14 protein-coding genes and 1 other RNA gene are annotated in these 14943 nt (G+C 60.0%); 9 read left to right on the top strand and 6 right to left on the bottom strand.

The genetic code is table 11. The features are described from left to right. Positions 1–54: 54 nt before the first annotated feature. The gene (locus tag CFBP5499_RS09420; RefSeq protein ID WP_080824730.1) at positions 55–3756 is read left to right on the top strand and encodes an AsmA-like C-terminal region-containing protein; all 3702 of its coding nucleotides are present in this window, start codon (positions 55–57) and stop codon (positions 3754–3756) included. Between the two features lie 481 nt (positions 3757–4237). Here CFBP5499_RS09420 and CFBP5499_RS09415 read toward each other — a convergent pair whose 3' ends face one another. The 4 genes from CFBP5499_RS09415 to ssrA form a co-directional block, all read right to left on the bottom strand. Beyond that, positions 4238–4447: a ribbon-helix-helix domain-containing protein gene (locus CFBP5499_RS09415; RefSeq protein ID WP_080824731.1), complete on the bottom strand. Its 210-nt coding sequence runs from the start codon at positions 4445–4447 to the stop codon at positions 4238–4240. Between the two features lie 112 nt (positions 4448–4559). Beyond that, positions 4560–4763 (bottom strand): DUF4169 family protein, encoded by a 204-nt coding sequence (locus CFBP5499_RS09410; RefSeq protein WP_080824732.1) that lies wholly within the window; start codon positions 4761–4763, stop codon positions 4560–4562. Positions 4764–4837: 74 nt separating this feature from the next. Beyond that, entirely contained in the window at positions 4838–5344 is a 507-nt protein-coding gene (locus CFBP5499_RS09405; RefSeq protein WP_080824733.1) for an SspB family protein, read from the bottom strand. Positions 5345–5573: 229 nt separating this feature from the next. Continuing rightward, positions 5574–5942: a transfer-messenger RNA gene (gene ssrA, locus CFBP5499_RS09400) on the bottom strand. 142 nt (positions 5943–6084) lie between these two features. Between ssrA and CFBP5499_RS09395 the strand changes: the two genes are divergently transcribed. The 7 genes from CFBP5499_RS09395 to CFBP5499_RS09365 all read left to right on the top strand — a co-directional run bounded on the left by CFBP5499_RS09395 (position 6085) and on the right by CFBP5499_RS09365 (position 12567). Then, positions 6085–6393 carry a DUF2853 family protein gene (locus CFBP5499_RS09395; protein WP_080824734.1) on the top strand — a complete coding sequence of 103 codons (309 nt, stop codon included), beginning with the start codon at positions 6085–6087 and terminating at the stop codon, positions 6391–6393. A gap of 92 nt (positions 6394–6485) precedes the next feature. Continuing rightward, positions 6486–7280 (top strand): thymidylate synthase, encoded by a 795-nt coding sequence (locus tag CFBP5499_RS09390; RefSeq protein WP_080824735.1) that lies wholly within the window; start codon positions 6486–6488, stop codon positions 7278–7280. Then, positions 7277–7804, top strand: coding sequence for a dihydrofolate reductase (locus CFBP5499_RS09385; protein WP_080824736.1), 528 nt, complete (start codon positions 7277–7279; stop codon positions 7802–7804). The genes CFBP5499_RS09390 and CFBP5499_RS09385 overlap by 4 nt, the downstream gene beginning before the upstream one ends. 143 nt (positions 7805–7947) lie before the next feature. Further along, a complete protein-coding gene (hflK, locus tag CFBP5499_RS09380; protein WP_080824737.1) occupies positions 7948–9066 on the top strand; it encodes an FtsH protease activity modulator HflK in 1119 nt (372 codons plus the stop codon). A gap of 1 nt (position 9067) precedes the next feature. After that, complete coding sequence (gene hflC / locus CFBP5499_RS09375; RefSeq protein ID WP_080824738.1) at positions 9068–9991, top strand: protease modulator HflC; 924 nt, start codon at positions 9068–9070, stop codon at positions 9989–9991. Positions 9992–10183: 192 nt separating this feature from the next. Next, the gene (locus tag CFBP5499_RS09370) at positions 10184–11728 is read left to right on the top strand and encodes a Do family serine endopeptidase (protein WP_080824739.1); all 1545 of its coding nucleotides are present in this window, start codon (positions 10184–10186) and stop codon (positions 11726–11728) included. 89 nt (positions 11729–11817) lie between these two features. After that, positions 11818–12567: an SDR family oxidoreductase gene (locus tag CFBP5499_RS09365; protein WP_080824740.1), complete on the top strand. Its 750-nt coding sequence runs from the start codon at positions 11818–11820 to the stop codon at positions 12565–12567. 24 nt (positions 12568–12591) lie between these two features. Here the strand turns inward: CFBP5499_RS09365 and CFBP5499_RS09360 are convergent, their stop codons facing one another. Continuing rightward, positions 12592–13155, bottom strand: a complete 564-nt coding sequence (locus tag CFBP5499_RS09360) for a GNAT family N-acetyltransferase (protein WP_080824741.1) — start codon at positions 13153–13155, stop codon at positions 12592–12594. Further along, positions 13152–14042: a phosphoserine phosphatase SerB gene (gene serB, locus CFBP5499_RS09355; protein WP_080824742.1), complete on the bottom strand. Its 891-nt coding sequence runs from the start codon at positions 14040–14042 to the stop codon at positions 13152–13154. Before serB ends, CFBP5499_RS09360 begins: the two co-directional genes overlap by 4 nt. On the opposite strand from serB, the gene miaA reads away from it, so the two are divergent. After that, positions 14041–14937 carry a tRNA (adenosine(37)-N6)-dimethylallyltransferase MiaA gene (gene miaA / locus CFBP5499_RS09350; protein ID WP_080824743.1) on the top strand — a complete coding sequence of 299 codons (897 nt, stop codon included), beginning with the start codon at positions 14041–14043 and terminating at the stop codon, positions 14935–14937. The genes serB and miaA overlap by 2 nt on opposite strands. The last annotated feature ends 6 nt before the right edge of the window (positions 14938–14943 follow it).

Below are 14943 nucleotides of genomic sequence, written 5' to 3'. Positions count from 1 at the left end.
CGTTAAGGCAGAAAAGAATAGGTTTGCAGCGTTCGCGAAGGGAGATGCAGGTCAGTGCTCGGGCGTATTCTGGTTTTTCTGGGCGGACTGCTGGCCGTGGTGCTGTTTTCGGCACTGCTCATTCCCTATTTCGTCGATTGGACGGATTTCCGCCGCGATTTTGAGGATCAGGCAAGCCGGATTCTCGGCAAGAAGGTGGTGGTGCATGGCCGCGTCGAGGCCCGTATCCTGCCTTTCCCCTCGGTGACGCTGCATGATGTGCGCGCCGGAACGGATGCCGATGGATCGCCGCTGATCCAGGTGGCGCGTTTTTCCATGGATGCCGAGTTGGCGCCTTTCCTTTCCGGCGAGGCGCGTATTTTCGATATGCGCATCGAGGAACCCAAGGCGAAGATTCGTCTGCTGAAAGACGGCACGCTGGACTGGATGCGCGGCAGCCGGGCGGAAATTCCGGCCCGCACCGTGGTTCTGGAAAGCGTGCAGATCGAAGGCGGGCAGATCGAATTCATCGATGAGCAGTCCGGCCGCAACCGTGTCGTGACCGGCCTCAATGCCGACATGTCCGCCAATTCGCTGGCCGGGCCCTGGAAAGCCGAAGGACGCGCTGCCGTCGACGGGCATCCGGGCTCATTCTCGCTTTCGAGCAGTGAGCCGGATTACGCCAATGGCCGTATGGGGCTGAGGCTCCGCCTCGTGCCGGACGAACATCCGGTTGAAGTCGATCTCGATGGCGCGATTGCGGCGACGGCGGGAAAACCCGCCTATAGCGGCTCCTTCTCCTTCAGTTTCCGGGAAGACGAAAAGCAGAAGCAGCAGGCAGGGCGATCCATCTTTTCTTCGCCGCGCACGCGTGGCAGTTTCGAACTCACCAATGAAAGCGTGCGTATCCCGAGCTACCGCATGGAGCTTGGCGGTAACGAAAATCCTTACGTCGTGACCGGCGAAGCGACGCTGGATACCGGCGCCAAGCCAGAATTCCTGCTCACCGCAGATGGCCAGCAGATCGATGTCGCCCGTTTTGCGCCGCCCGTCGTGCAGACGGGCAAGACTTCGCGCCAGCCAACCGTCTCGGTGCGCCAGCGCATCGAGGCCTTTGCCGCCATGGTGGCCCGCATTCCGGTGCCGCCGGTGCCGGGCAAGGCGAGTATCAGCCTGCCGGCGCTCGTTTCCGACGATACGACGATCCGCGACATCCGGCTGGATGTGCGCCCGGATGGCAGTGGCTGGCAGGTGGTGAATGCCGTGGCGACGCTGCCGGGGAGAACGCAGCTCGAAGCCAAGGGATCGCTGACGCTGCTCGGCGGCCCTGCCTTCAACGGCAATCTGCTGCTCGCCTCCAACCAGCCTTCGGGGCTGGCAAACTGGCTTTCCGGCTCCGTCGACCCGGCGATCCGGCAACTCAACGCCGCCGGTTTTTCCGCCGATGTCTCGCTGACGACGCTCAATCAGCGTTTTGACAATCTGGAGCTGGCGATTGGCGATGCTTCGCTGAAAGGCGAGCTGGAGCGGCGCTCCGATGGCAAAACCTCCAATCTTTCCATCGATCTCGCCGGCAATGAAATCGATCTCGATGCCCTTCGGGCACTCGGCAGCCTGGCGCTCGGCGATCAGGTCGGAAGCTCGGTTCTCGACCATCGCATTACCGCGAAATTCAAGGCCGACCGGTTCAACATGGCCGGCGTGACCGCCAATCATGTCGAGACCGCCTTCACCATGGCGGGCGGGGTTCTCTCGCTTGAAAACATGACGGCCGGCGATATTGCCGGCGCGGAGGTGAAGGCGAAGGGCCAGTTGCAGGGTTCGTTGCTGAAATATGCTGGCAAGGGCACGGTGAACCTGCATGCAGCCGATATGCAGCCGTTCTTCACCATGCTCCAGCAGAAACTGCCCAATCATCCCTTCCTCAGCCGCCTGGCGGCGAGCGCGCCGTGGTACGCCAATTCCGATCTTGCGATGGATGTATCCGTCAACAGTGACAATGGCGGCGCCAATGTCGCTGTCTCCGGCACCGTCAATGGCAGTCGCCTGTCGGCTGTCGCCAAGATGCCGGATTTCCTGTCGATCACGGACGATACGGCGATGTCGCTGGAAGCGGTACTGAAGAACCAATCGACAGCGATCCTGTTCGGGCAGGCGGGGCTTGACCCGCTGCCCTTCGACGCGGATGGGGAGGGGCTTCTTTCCGTCAAGCTCAACGGCACGCTCGGTTCACCCGCCCAGACCGAACTGCGCTTTTCGACGGAGCGTACGCATTTTTCGATGAATGGTTCCTTTGCCGTTGCGGCCGCCAATTTCGGTGAGGGCAGCGCCGATGTCGCGCTCGAAAGCGCTGACATCGAGCCCTATCTGATCATGAATGCGGTCGGTCTGCCGCAGCTCGGTGGCGGCATGGCGCTTAAGGCGAATGCCAAGGTGGCGGTGGACGGGGAGAAGATCGCCTTTTCCTCGATCGGCGGGCAGGCGGGCGGCAATCCTTTCTCGGGCAATGTCACGGTCCAGCGCGCCGCGCCTCATCCGGTCACGGGCGATCTTGCGGTCAGAACAGCCGATCTTGCCTGGCTGGGGGATGCGATCTACGGGCCGGTGATCGACCCGGAAACCGGCGCGCTGAACGCCAAGCCTCTTGCCATGCCCGCATTCCCGCAGCTCAAGGCCTCGCTTGCCCTGAAAGCGGAAAGCTTCGAGGCCGGCCCCTTCGGCACGGTCACGGGTGTTTCAGCCAAGCTCACGCATGATGCGGGCAGTCTCTCGCTTGACGATGTTGCCGGTACTTTCATGGGCGGCAAGCTGACCGGGCGGCTGGCCATGTCCACGGGCGAGGGTGCGGGCATTTTCCGCACCAAGATCGCGGTGACCGACGCCAATCCGGAGCCGATCCTGTGGGCCAATGCCAACGGGCCTGTTGCTACAGGCCAGGCGGCGATTGACCTCACGGCCGAATCGACCGGCAAAAGTGTCGGTGAAATGCTGAAATCGGCGGGCGGTTCGGGCGAAATCCGGACCGGCGGGCTTGTGCTGAAGGGGCTTAATCCGAGTGCCCTGCCGCCGATCCTGCAGGCGGCCGATGGCCTGCAGCAGCCGATCGATGCGCCCAAGGTGCGGCCGCTAGTGGATCAGAGCCTCTGGCAGGGTGAAATTGCCCTCGGTGATGTGGCCCTGCCATTTTCGCTGAATGGCGGCGCGCTTCATTTCAAGAATCTGCGTGCGGGGATCGATCCGGTGACGCTAACCGCCGATGCGACCGTCGATATCGCCGCCTCGACCGTCAATGGCGACCTCGACCTCGTGTTCAATCCCGGCACCGAAACGGTTGCCGGTGCCGAACCGTCCGTGCGCCTCAACTATAACGGCCCGCTCGCCGCGCCGGCTTTGACAACGGATGTCTCCGCGCTCAGCAATTACCTGTCACTTCGGGCTTTTGAAAAGGAACGCCGCCGGGTGGAAGCCATGCAGGCCAGCGTTCTTGAAAAGCAGCGCCTGCGCCGCGAAATGGCGCTTTACCGCTCCCAGGCCGCAGAACGGCAGGCCGAGAAGGAACGGGCCGAGGCGGAAGCCAAGGCCAAGGCCGAAGAAGAGGCACGTTTGAAGGCCGCAACCGAAGAACGTCTGCGTCAGGAAAAGGAACAGCAGGAGCGGTTGCAGCAACAACAACAGCAGCCAGCACCCGAGCGGCAGTCCGCACCGGCACTGATGGTGCCTCCAACGGAAAACGCCATCCGACAGCTGGCGCCTGAAAATCCGCCCGCCACACCGTAAGCTCGGGGCAGGGAAGCCGGTCGCTCTTCAATTTCGTTGAAGCGCGAAACTTCCCAACGTCATCCTGGGGCTTGACCCTGTTATCTGCAACCGATTGATTTTATTCGACGTGATTAGATTCTGGGCACAGGGTCGAGGATGACGCCGAGGGGGATGTCTACCCTTCCCAACCGGCTTCGGGCCGCAATCAAAATTTAAACCTGATAGCAGTGGCTTTGCCTGAGGATTGATTGCAATCCTCATTTCCGGAGACAGGAGCTATCCGTGCCTCAGTGGGAGAGGCGAGGAAGGGACAGTCTGAAAACGATATTCGGAGGCAAGGCTACGCAATACGGGAATGCCTTGCAGCGCAGACTAGGCCGTCAATGTTTAATGAATGCTTTCACGGCGTTATGAGTTTTCGGCTGGAATTTTTGTAGTCGGCTGCTGGTGGGCGGTATCGCAGTCTGCGTTCGACGACGGTCCGTCGCGCCCATTTGGATCAGCGGGTCTTCAGCCAGTTCAGCACGTAAACCCGCAGCGACGAGGACAGATTGCTGTCGGCCGGGCGGTTGTCGTCTATTTCGGCAAGCAGGGCGGCAAAACTGATCTTGCGCCTTTCAGCGATGATCCTAAGCTCGTCCCAGAAGGCATCCTCGAGCGAGATGCTGGTGCGGTGGCCGTGCAAGGTCGCGGAGTGTTTGCGGATCATCAGATCGGTCTCCGGCGGGTCCGGTTGGAAATCTCGATCATGTCTCCCCGGGCAAGTCCCTGTTTTGCGATTCTTTTTTGAATCCCGAAATCCGCTGCGGTGGATTGGCCCGTCAGTCTTTGCCGGCCCCGTCATCGCCTTTTTCGAGCCGCCCCTGATCGAGCGCCTTTTCGGCTTTTTCGTTCAGGGCCGAGGTGAGGTTCTTTTCCGTCTTGGTGCGGCCGTAAGACAGGCGGTTCTGCTCCGCCTGTTTTTCTTTTTCGTTACGGGCCTTCTGTTTGCGAAACTGACGCAGATTGACGATATCGGCCGCCATGGGGATATGTCTCCTTGCGTTTCACGGGTTGAGTTTCACGAGGCTGGGTTTCACGAGGCCCGGGGCAGAAGCCGTTATTGCTTCTTGCGGAAAGCATCCAGCGAAACGACGGAGCCTTCCTTCTTTTCCTCACCCGATTTGGGCGTTTCGGAAGCGGGTTTCGCTTCGTTGGAAACGGGGTAAGCGGTGATTTCCGCTTCTTCCATTTCTTCTTCTTCGGCCAGAGGCACATCGAACTCAAGCTCGAAGTTTACGGAAGGATCGTAGAAACCTCTGATGGCATTGTAGGGAATGACAAGCTTTTCCGGCGTATCGGAAAAGGAGAGGCCGATTTCGAAGCCGATTTCCGTAACCTTCAGATCCCAGAACTGATGCTGGATGACGATGGTCATCTGCTCGGCATATTTGGACTTGAGGTGCTGCGAAATCCGCACCCCGGGCGCGCCGGTCAGGAATGTGATGAAGAAATGGTGGTCGCCGGGCAGGCGGCCGGTTGCGGCCACTTCACCCAAAACCTTACGAATAACGCCGCGAAGGGCATCCTGTGCGAGAATGTCGTAACGGATATGATCCTGCCCCATGCGGTCCTGTCTTTCCCTTATTCGAACGTCTTTTCATGCGCGGCGCGGCTTGCGCGCCCGGGACGCTTTAACACTTTGAATCTTCGCGTAATCCTTGAGCCGGGATCATTTCCGATCCTGACGGCTACGCATTGTCCAAGTATACGCAATGTCCCGAACGGCAGCAACGGAAAAGCCGACGCCGTTCGCAAGTCAGCTATCATATAATCAATTCAGGCAAAATGGAGAAGGTGGAGGTTTCTGTTGCCAGGTACCTCCGAACCCCGCCTTACGGGGCTAACCGTAAGGACTTAGAGCGGAATTCCCGCACCGCCATTAGGCAGCGAGAGCATATTCCTTAGCGTTGTTGTCGTTTGCAACTACACTTGTGACCCGATAACGGCGGTATCATGCCGAGCAAAAGTTCGATCTTTACGCCCTTGTCGATCCTATTTCGCCCCCATCAAAAGCCGGCCTCGTCTCGAGCCTGCCGGTTTTTGGTGGAGGCGCCGGGTACCGCCCCCGGGTCCAATAGGTTTATTACACCGACCGTTTATCGCCATAGCCGGGTTGCCCCGGCAAGGCTCATATAGGCGTTTCGCCGGCCTTAGAAAAGGGGGGCGATGACAATTCCATGAAAAGGTTTCGTGTTTGACGCCCACAATTTAGACAATTCTTGACGACGAGAGATTGCTGACACATTCTCCATGCAACCGGTCACCAGAAGCAACGTGGCGCCGGGGACACACGAAGGAGTGGACATGACTGACTATCTCGCAGATGTGAAGAAATACGACGCAGCCGCCGACGAAGCCGTGGTGGCCAAGATCGTCAAACATCTCGGCATTGCCCTGCGCAACCGGGATTCCTCGCTGGTGTCCGCTTCCGATCCGGAAGAGCTTGCGCGCGTAAAGGCAAGCTGGTGCGGCAAGAAGCTCGGGGTTACCGATGACAGCGCCGACAAGGCAGTCGCCACTGTCGCAAAAGCCATGGCGGCGGATCGCTCCAAGTCGCGCGTGACCTTCTATTATCTGGTGGCCAAGGAACTGGGCAAGCTTCAGTCGCTTTGATTTGAGCCGGGGATAAACCCGCATTATGTGATTGGTTCTGCCGCCCTGTGCTATTATATTCCCCTGATCTCAGGGAATCGGCGGCAGAACGCATGAAACAATATCTCGATCTTCTCCGGCATGTGATGGAAACGGGCTCCGACCGCGGAGACCGCACGGGCACGGGCACGCGTTCGGTTTTCGGTTACCAGATGCGTTTCGACCTTGCCGAAGGTTTTCCGGTTCTCACCACCAAGAAACTGCATCTGCGCTCTATCATCCATGAGCTGCTTTGGTTCCTGAAAGGCGATACCAATATCGCCTATCTCAAGGAGAACGGCGTTTCCATCTGGGACGAATGGGCCGATGAGAATGGCGATCTCGGTCCGGTCTATGGCGCGCAATGGCGCTCCTGGCCGGCGCCCGATGGCCGCCATATCGACCAGATCGCGCTTCTGATCGAGGCGCTGAAAACCAATCCCAATTCCCGCCGCCACATCGTTTCGGCGTGGAACCCGGCACTGGTGGACGAGATGGCGCTGCCGCCCTGCCATTGCCTGTTCCAGTTCTATGTTTCGGAGGGGAAGCTCTCGTGCCAGCTTTACCAGCGCTCGGCCGATATCTTCCTCGGCGTGCCGTTCAACATCGCATCCTACGCGTTGCTAACCCTGATGGTAGCGCAGGTCGTGGGCCTCAAACCCGGCGATTTCGTTCATACGCTGGGTGATGCGCATATCTATGCCAACCATTTCGAACAGGCACGGCTGCAGATGACGCGTACGCCGAAGGCCTTGCCGACCATGCGCCTCAACCCTGATGTGAAGAGCCTTTTCGCCTTTAAGTTCGAAGACTTTACGCTGGAGAATTACGAGGCCGATTCAAGCATCAAGGCGCCGATCGCGGTATGAGTGAGCCGCGCGTTACCATCATCGTTGCGGTGTCCGAGAACGGTGTCATCGGCCGCGATCTCGATATGCCGTGGAAGCTGTCGACCGATCTGAAGCGCTTCAAGGCGATGACGATGGGCAAGCCGCTCATCATGGGCCGCAAGACATTTCTGTCCGTCGGCGAGCGCCCCCTCCCTGGCCGTCCGCATATCATCGTCAGCCGCAATGCCGATTACCGGCCTGAAGGCGTTGACGTCGTCTCGTCGCTGGACGAGGCCGTGAAGCTTGCAAAGACGAAGGCTGCGGAACTGGGCGTGGATGAGGTTTTCGTCGCCGGCGGCGGCGAGATTTACCGTCAGGCCATGCCCTTTGCCGATCAACTTTCCGTCACCCATGTGGCGGTAAAACTCGACGGCGACACTTTTTTCCCGGAAATTGATCCCGCAATTTTCGAGAAAACCGAAGAAAAGGCCGCGCCCGCAGGGGAAAAGGACAATTATCCGGTTCTGTTTACCACTTATGTGCGAAGAGCCGCGGCAAAGTGAACTATTTACCCCGATTGGGTATTTAGTTACCACCTCTGCGTTGAAACGGATGCTTCTCCTTCCTATAACGGGTCGATATTCCCGCCGCACGCGAGCAATCGCTTACGGACGGAACCGGGAGAGGCTTTTATAAAGAGGTATTGATGCCCTGGAGCAATCAGAATGGCGGCGGCGGCCCTTGGGGTGGCGGCGGTGGAGGAAACAACCAGGGCGGCGGTGGCGGCCCATGGGGGCAGGGGCCTAACCGGCCTCGCGGCGGTGGCGGCGGCAATGGCGGCCCGCCCGATCTGGAAGAGATCATCCGGCGCAGCCAGGACCGTTTCAAGAATGTGCTGCCCGGCGGCTTCAATGGCGGCGTGGTCGCCATCGTGGTTCTCGTCGTTCTGGTTTTCCTCGGCATCCAGTCCATCTACACCGTCCAGCCGGACGAGCGCGGCGTCGAGCTGCGTTTCGGCCGTCCGAAGGACGAAATCTCGATGCCGGGCCTGCATTTCCATCTGTGGCCGATCGAGACGGTGGAAATCGTCAAGGTGACCGAGCAGCAGCAGAATATCGGTTCGCGCGCCTCGTCGTCTTCGTCGAGCGGCGTGATGCTGACCGGCGACCAGAACATCGTCAACGTTCAGTTCTCGGTGCTATATACGGTCTCCGATCCGAAATCCTATCTCTTCAACGTGGACGCACCGGCGGAAACGCTGCAGCAGGTTTCCGAAAGCGCCATGCGCGAAGTCGTTGGCCGTCGTCCGGCGCAGGATATCTTCCGCGACAACCGTCAGGCGATTGCGGCAGATGTGCGCAGCATCATCCAGTCCACCATGGACGGTTATGGCGCCGGCATCTCCATCAATGCCGTGGCCATCGAAGATGCGGCTCCGCCGCGTGAAGTGGCCGATGCCTTCGATGAAGTGCAGCGTGCCGAACAGGATGAAGACCGCTTCGTTCAGGAAGCCAATCAATACGCCAACCAGAAGCTCGGTGCCGCACGCGGTCAGGCCGCGCAGATCATCGAAGAGGCGAACGCCTACAAGTCGCGTGTCGTCAACGAGGCGGAAGGTGAGGCGCAGCGCTTCATTTCCATCTATGACCAGTATCGCACGGCGCCTGAGGTAACCCGTCAGCGCATGTTCCTGGAAACGATGGAGCAGGTCCTGAAGGGTTCGAACAAGATCATCATAGACGAGAAACAGGGCGTGGTGCCTTATCTGCCTCTGAACGAGATCATGCGCAACAATCCGGGCGCAGCACAGCAGGGAGGCAACTGATATGGGTAACCGTCTTACGGCCGTTCTCGTCGGTCTCGCCGTCCTGCTTTTCTTCGGTTATTCGTCGATCTTCGTCGTCAACGAACGCCAGCAGGCCATCGTCGTCCGCTTCGGTCAGATCCTCGATGTGAAAACCGCGCCGGGCCTCTATTTCAAGCTGCCCTTCGCCTTCATGGATGCCGATCGGGTCCAATATATCGAGAACCGGGCGCTGCGCTTCGATCACGACAATATCCGTGTTCAGGTTTCCGGCGGTAAGTTCTATGAGGTCGATGCCTTCGTGGTCTATCGCATCACGGATGCACGCCGCTTCCGGCAGACTGTCTCGGGTGACCAGATGTCGGCGGAATCGCGCCTGCGCACCCGTCTCGACGCATCGCTGCGCCGGGTCTACGGTCTGCGCGGCTTTGAATCCGCGCTTTCGGATGCGCGTGCATCGATGATGCAGGAAGTGCGTGACGATCTGCGTCCCGATGCGGAATCGCTCGGCATCAGCATTGTGGATGTCCGCATCCGCCGTACCGATCTGACGCAGGAAGTGTCGCAGCAGACCTTCGAGCGCATGAAGTCGGAACGTCTTGCCGAAGCCGAACTGATCCGCGCACGCGGTAACGAGGCGGCGCAGCGTCGCCGGGCCGTTGCCGACCGTGAGGTGGTGGAGCTCGAGTCCACGGCCCAGCGGCAGTCCGAAGTGCTGCGCGGTGAAGGCGATGCCGAACGCAACAAGGTCTTCGGTGCGGCTTTCCAGCGCGATCCGGACTTCTTCGAGTTCTATCGCTCCATGTCTGCTTACGCCAATGCGTTGAACGGCAACGGCACGACGCTGGTCCTGTCCCCGGATTCGACCTTCTTCCGTTATTTCAACAATATCAACGGTGCAGCACCTGCCGCTCCCGCCGCGCCTGCGCCAGCGCCGGCGAACTGATAGCGGATCAACTGATTTTGGAGGGGCCGGTTTTTACCGGCCCTTTCTTTTTACTGCGTTTTCGTGCCAATGCTGTGGCTACGGGCAAGGCATCCCCGCCTGTTCACGAAAAGGTATTTTTACACTTCATCATTCCGCCTTATGCTTTGACGATATAAGCAGGGCATGACGATTTGAAACGCGAGGACGCTTATGGCCGTGACCCTTCTTTCGCCTTTTCGCAGCAGCATTGCCGCAGTTGCGGGCATCGCGCTTATGGCGGGCAGCCTGTCGGCGCCGGTTGCGGCAAGAGCGCAGAGCCATGGGCCGGAATCGGTGGCCGATCTTGCCGAACCGCTGCTCGATGCGGTGGTGAATATTTCCACGTCGCAGAACGTCAAGACCGAGGGCAAGGGGCCTGTTCCGCCAAAGCTGCCGGAAGGCTCGCCCTTCCAGGAATTCTTCAAGGATTATTTCGACAGCCAGAAGCCGGAAGGCGGCGAGAAGGTCAATTCGCTTGGGTCGGGTTTCGTGATCGATCCGGCCGGTTATGTGGTGACCAACAACCACGTCATCGAGGGTGCTGATGCCATCGAGGTGATTTTCCCGAATGGCTCGAAGCTCAAGGCGACGCTTGTCGGCACCGATACCAAGACCGATCTTTCCGTCCTGAAGGTGGAGCCGAAAACGCCGCTGAAGGCCGTGAAGTTCGGCGATTCGCGCAGCATGCGCATCGGCGACTGGGTGATGGCCGTCGGCAATCCGTTCGGGCTTGGCGGATCGCTGACCGTGGGCGTCATTTCCGCGCGCGGCCGTAACATCAATGCCGGCCCCTATGACAATTTCATCCAGACGGATGCGGCGATCAACAAAGGTAACTCCGGTGGCCCGCTCTTCAACATGAAGGGTGAGGTGATCGGCATCAATACGGCGATCATTTCGCCGAGCGGCGGTTCGATCGGTATCGGTTTCGCCGTGCCGACGGAGCTTGCCCAGAATATCGTGCAACAGCTCATCGAATTCGGCGAGACGCGCCGCGGTTGGCTCGGTGTTCGCGTTCAGCCTGTCACCGATGATGTCGCTGCAAGCCTTGGTATGGACACTGCCAAGGGCGCGCTGATTTCAGGTGTGGCCAAGGGTGGTCCGGTGGAGAATGGCCCGATCCAGGCAGGCGATGTCGTCCTGAAATTCGACGGCAAGGATATCCACGAAATGCGTGACCTCCTGCGCATCGTGGCGGAAAGCCCTGTCGGCAAGGAAGTCGATGTTGTCGTCTATCGCGACGGCAAGGAAGAGACCGTAAAGGTCAAGCTCGGCCAATTGCAGGATACGACCGACGAAAAGGCCTCAACCGACGACCAGCAGGGTGAAGACGGTGATGGCAGTATGGTCGTCCCCGAAGACAAAGATGGTGGCGACGATCAGGCGCAGGACCAGACACCGGAAGTGCGCGAAGCACCGCAGACCGTCCTCGGAATGAACCTCGTGGTGCTGAGCAATGAGCTGCGCACGGAAAAGGGTATTGCTGAAAGCGTGGAAGGCGTGCTTGTCGCAAGCGTCGATCCCGGTTCCCCCGCCGAACAGAAGGGCATGAAGACCGGCGACGTCATCGTCGAGGTTGGGCAGGATTTCATGGAAGTCCCCGGCGACGTGCTGGTGCGTGTCAACGGCCTGAAGTCCGAAGGCCGCAAAAATGCGCATATGATGGTGGCGGATGCACAGGGCAATCTGCGCGTGGTGGCGCTGCCGCTGGAATAAACGCTTTTCGCCCGGTTCGTCAGGAATCGGGTGGTTGCGCGCCGGTCAGGTCCCTATCCCTTGGTCTCCATCAAACGGAGGCCAAGGATATGAAATTACTCGAAAACAAAGTTGCCATCATCACTGGCGCGTCATCCGGCATCGGCCGGGCGACGGCGATGCTGTTTGCCGCCGAAGGCGCGGCAGTCGTCATCAATGCGCGCGGTGAAAAGGCGCTGGAAGAGGTTGCGGCTGACATTCGCGGGGCCGGTGGTTGTGTTCACGCGGTTGCCGGCGACGCCGGTGTTGCGGAAACCCATTCCCGGTTGGCGGATGCGGCCGTGAGTGTCTTCGGTGGCCTCGATATCGCCGTCAACAATGCGGGTGGGGTGGGGGCCATGAAGCCGCTGGCGGAGATTTCGCCTGAGGAATGGGATCATGTGCTCAACGTCAATCTCACCTCTGCCTTTCTGGGCGCGCGTTACCAGATCCCGGCGATGCTGACGCGGGGCGGTGGTTCCATCGTCTTCACGTCAAGTTTCGTCGGCACTAGTGTCGGCATACCGGGCATGGCGGCTTATGGAACGGCGAAGGCCGCGTTGATGGGGCTGGTGAAAGGCATTACCGCCGATTATGCCGTCAGCGGTATTCGCGCGAATGCTCTTCTACCCGGCGGTGTCGATACGCCGATGGCTGGAGATGAGGCGCAGAAGGAATGGGCTGCCGGCCTGCATGCGATGAAGCGTATCGCCGAGCCCGAAGAAATTGCGCAGGCCGCTCTTTTCCTCGCGAGCTCGATGGCAAGCTTCGTCGCCGGGGCTGCGCTGTTTGCCGATGGCGGCAATGCCGCGGTGAAATGACCTTTCGAAAGTGGCGGGCAGGCCTTATCGCGCCCGCCATTCCTCCAGCGTCAACGCATAGGTGACGTGCGGCCGTAGATGCGGGTGCGTTTCTTCCGGCACGCGCGGGTGCTCGAAATCGCGCGAAGGGTCACGCTTGAGGCCGATGCGCTCCATGACTGCTGTGGACCGATGATTATCATGGACGGCGAAGGAGACGATTTCCGGCGTTTCCTTTTCATCAAAGGCCATGACGAGCAGCGATTGTGCGGCTTCGGTAACATAGCCGTGCCCCCAGAAGCGGGTGGCAAGCCGCCAGCCGATTTCCATGGTGCCGAGCGGGAAGGGTGGATCGAGGTTCATGACGGGGGATATGCCGCAGAACCCCATGACTTCGCCGGTCTCGCGCAGCTCCATGGCATAAAAGCCGTAACCGCTGCCGCGGATCATGCCATTGATGGTTTCCAGCACCGCGTCCGCTTCCGCATGGCTGCGGCGGAAGGGGAAGAATTCCATGACCTTCTCGTCCGCGTTGATTTCGCGGAACAGGTCGCGGTCGCTCTCCTTCCACTCGCGCAGAATGAGTCTTTCTGTCTCACGAATGATCATGGAGTGACAAAATCCGTCTTGCGATAGCCCTGGATGTAAAGAAGCGCGGTCAGGTCGCCATGGTCGATGCGCATCTGCGCTTCGGCGGCGACGGCGGGCTTGGCGTGCAGGGCAACGCCTGCGCCGGCCACATGCAGCATGCCGAGATCATTGGCGCCATCGCCGACCGCCATCGCCTCATCAGGCGAAATGCCAAGCTTTGCGGCAATGTCATTCAGCGCGTCCACCTTGGCCTGTTTGCCGAGAATGGGTTCGGCCACGGTGCCGTCAAGCTCGCCATTGGCTTCGCCGAGCAGATTGGCGCGATTCTCGTCGAAACCGAGCGTGGCGGCGACACGGTTGGTGAAGACGGTGAAGCCGCCGGAAACAAGCGCGGTGTAGTAACCCTTCGCCTTCATGGTGGCGATCAGCTCCTTGCCGCCTGATGTCAGCGTGATGCGCTTTTCGATGACATCATCGATGACGGAAACAGGCAGGCCCTTCAGCAGCGCCACGCGCTCACGCAGAGCCGGCTCAAAAGCGATCTCGCCATTCATTGCACGGGCGGTGATGGCGGAGACCTTGTCCTTCAGCCCCACTTCGGCGGCCAGTTCGTCGATGCATTCCTGGCCGATCATGGTCGAATCCATGTCGGCGATCAGCAGCTTCTTGCGACGCTGGTCCTGTTCCTGGATGACGATATCGATGGGTTTTCCGGCAAGCGCGGCGACAATTGCGCTGCGCGCCTGTTCGGCTGCGGCGCCCAAGGGCAGGGCGATATCGCAGGCGATGCCATCGGCCAGCCAATAAAGGCCCGATGCGTTGACGGCCTTTGCGGCCGATTCGCCGAGGGCTGGTGTCAGAACAGGATTTGACGGATTGGCGATAAGCGTGGCAACCAGAGCCATGATGAAAAACCTTGATCAGAATTTTGATGCGATCCTGATAACCGGCCCGACGGCAAGCGGCAAGTCCGCGCTTGCGCTTCGTCTGGCGCGGGAGCGGAATGGCGTCGTCATCAATGCCGACAGCATGCAGGTTTATGACACGCTGCGGGTGCTGACCGCCCGGCCTTCCGACGACGAAATGGAGGGCGTGCCGCATTGTCTCTATGGCCATGTGCCTGCTAGCAGCGCCTATTCAACCGGCGAATGGCTGCGGGATATTTCCGGCTTGCTTTCGGATCTGCGCGGTGAGGGGCGTTTTCCGGTTATCGTTGGCGGCACGGGGCTTTATTTCAAGGCGCTGACCGGCGGCCTCTCCGATATGCCCGCCATTCCCGATGCCATTCGCGAGGGGCTGCGCACCCGGCTGATCGAAGAGGGGGCGGCAAAGCTTCACGCCGAATTGGTGAACCGCGACCCGTCCATGGCGCAGATGCTGCAACCGGGAGACGGCCAGCGTATCGTCCGGGCGCTGGAGGTGCTTCAGGCGACGGGAAAATCGATCCGCGATTTCCAGCGCGCCAGCGGCCCGATGATCGTCGATCCCGAGCGGGCGCAGAAATTCGTCGTCCTGCCGGAGAGGCCGGTGCTGCATGACCGTATCAACCGCCGTTTTGAGGCGATGATGGAAAGCGGTGCGGTGGAGGAGGTGCAGACGCTGCTCGCGCTTAATCTCGCGCCCGACGCAACGGCGATGAAGGCGATCGGCGTTGCCCAGATCGCTGATATGCTGGCGGGGCGCATGGGTGCGGCGGAGGTGATCGAAAAATCGGCGGCCGCGACCCGCCAATATGCCAAACGGCAGATGACCTGGTTCCGCAACCAGATGGGGGACGACTGGACGCGCATCCAGCCGTGAAAGGAG

The sequence above is a fragment of the Agrobacterium tumefaciens genome, assembly GCF_005221325.1.
Classification (GTDB): domain Bacteria; phylum Pseudomonadota; class Alphaproteobacteria; order Rhizobiales; family Rhizobiaceae; genus Agrobacterium.
Note: the sequence above shows the minus strand (reverse complement) of the source record. Positions and strands in the feature narration are given on the sequence as shown.

Excerpts from the sequence above, each read along its gene's own strand:
- serB (WP_080824742.1), bottom strand. The coding sequence starts at position 14,042 with ATGGCTCTGGTTGCCACGCTTATCGCCAATCCGTCAAATCCTGTTCTG.
- CFBP5499_RS09360 (WP_080824741.1), bottom strand. The coding sequence starts at position 13,155 with ATGATCATTCGTGAGACAGAAAGACTCATTCTGCGCGAGTGGAAGGAG.
- CFBP5499_RS09365 (WP_080824740.1), top strand. The coding sequence starts at position 11,818 with ATGAAATTACTCGAAAACAAAGTTGCCATCATCACTGGCGCGTCATCC.
- CFBP5499_RS09385 (WP_080824736.1), top strand. The coding sequence starts at position 7,277 with ATGAGTGAGCCGCGCGTTACCATCATCGTTGCGGTGTCCGAGAACGGT.
- hflC (WP_080824738.1), top strand. The coding sequence starts at position 9,068 with ATGGGTAACCGTCTTACGGCCGTTCTCGTCGGTCTCGCCGTCCTGCTT.
- CFBP5499_RS09415 (WP_080824731.1), bottom strand. The coding sequence starts at position 4,447 with ATGATCCGCAAACACTCCGCGACCTTGCACGGCCACCGCACCAGCATC.
- CFBP5499_RS09395 (WP_080824734.1), top strand. The coding sequence starts at position 6,085 with ATGACTGACTATCTCGCAGATGTGAAGAAATACGACGCAGCCGCCGAC.
- CFBP5499_RS09370 (WP_080824739.1), top strand. The coding sequence starts at position 10,184 with ATGGCCGTGACCCTTCTTTCGCCTTTTCGCAGCAGCATTGCCGCAGTT.
- CFBP5499_RS09410 (WP_080824732.1), bottom strand. The coding sequence starts at position 4,763 with ATGGCGGCCGATATCGTCAATCTGCGTCAGTTTCGCAAACAGAAGGCC.
- hflK (WP_080824737.1), top strand. The coding sequence starts at position 7,948 with ATGCCCTGGAGCAATCAGAATGGCGGCGGCGGCCCTTGGGGTGGCGGC.
- miaA (WP_080824743.1), top strand. The coding sequence starts at position 14,041 with ATGATGAAAAACCTTGATCAGAATTTTGATGCGATCCTGATAACCGGC.
- CFBP5499_RS09390 (WP_080824735.1), top strand. The coding sequence starts at position 6,486 with ATGAAACAATATCTCGATCTTCTCCGGCATGTGATGGAAACGGGCTCC.
- CFBP5499_RS09405 (WP_080824733.1), bottom strand. The coding sequence starts at position 5,344 with ATGGGGCAGGATCATATCCGTTACGACATTCTCGCACAGGATGCCCTT.